This window comes from Oleiphilus sp. HI0067 (assembly GCF_001635735.1).
Genome location: NZ_LWFI01000704.1, coordinates 1 through 1,151, shown reverse-complemented (window position 1 = coordinate 1,151; position 1,151 = coordinate 1). Strand labels below are relative to the sequence as shown.

Below are 1,151 nucleotides of genomic sequence, written 5' to 3'. Positions count from 1 at the left end.
TAATCTCGCCGACAATGAACTGTCATTGTTCGAGATTGGCGAAGCCTACGAAAGCCGCATTGAAATCATTTGCGATGACGTTGATGCCACTTGGGAAGAGTCTTTGGTAGCGTGTTTGGTTTCTTAGTGTTTAGCTACCGCGCAAAACACTCGGAAGAAGCTAAGTCATTTAGCTTCTTCCGGATTTCTATCAAGCACTTACATACTGCCATTCAACAGGTTCTGATCTTCAAGCGTCTTCTGCAAAATATCGACTTCGCTGATACCTGTGGTATCAGCACCGTAGATCTCATCCATTGAAACGCCTTCAATCTTAATTTCTTGATCAACATCAGCACCATCGCCACCTGTATGAATCGATAGAACGGTGTTGCCATCCTCATCTTCGCTCAAGTCGATAAAGTCAGAGGAGCCTGAGTTTAAGCTGTCTTCAGGTAAGAATTTAGTCAAATCGATATGGTCGGTGCCTACTTCAAAATTAGCAATCGTATCGGTAAAAATTCTACGGTAGTATTTTCATCATTCGTCACGAATTTAAATGTGTCTACACCCCCACCGCCAGTTAAGATATCGGTACCTTTCCCGCCTACTAGTAGATCATCTCCTATACCGCTAGAAAGGGTGTGATCGCCGACAATACCGTATATAGCAGCATTCATACTATCGTCGGCGACATCATACGTAAAAATAATCGATTGGTTCTCGTGCAGATTTGGCGTAAAGGTCCACGTGCCATCTACATTATCTAACTCAACGAGTATGCTGAGATTCTGAACAACAATATATTTCATGACGCCCTCGTGAAACCTAGACTCCCAAAATGATTCCGTCGCACTAAAGTCAATTTTTTGTAACTAAAGACACCATTCTGGTTAATGAGGTCTAGAAAAGAAAACAGCTACTAAGCCCCACAGAATTGGTTATTTTGTGTTCAGCTCAAGATATTTTTGAAACAGGATGTAACGATCCTCTAATACAACTAGAAAACTTAGCTAGAACAACCTTCCTTAATTACCATTACTTTTACCCGGGAAGGTTAACTTTTACTCACCGCTTACATATAAAAACACGCTTGCCATAGTCAAAAAGGCTAGTCATAGTTAATGCATTGCTGTTCAACCATACCTGCACCAACAAAGATAAAAACAACT

General features: G+C 41.1%; 2 protein-coding genes. Both read right to left on the bottom strand.

The features are described 5' to 3' along the window. Positions 1-198: 198 nt before the first annotated feature. Positions 199-450 (bottom strand): hypothetical protein, encoded by a 252-nt coding sequence (locus A3739_RS07890; RefSeq protein WP_068500970.1) that lies wholly within the window; start codon positions 448-450, stop codon positions 199-201. 17 nt (positions 451-467) lie between these two features. Next, a complete protein-coding gene (locus A3739_RS07885; RefSeq protein ID WP_068500968.1) occupies positions 468-791 on the bottom strand; it encodes a cadherin-like domain-containing protein in 324 nt (107 codons plus the stop codon). Positions 792-1,151 lie beyond the last annotated feature (360 nt).

Bases quoted from the DNA above. Each gene is read 5' to 3' on its own strand.
- A3739_RS07885 (WP_068500968.1), bottom strand. From the start codon at position 791: ATGAAATATATTGTTGTTCAGAATCTCAGCATACTCGTTGAGTTAGAT.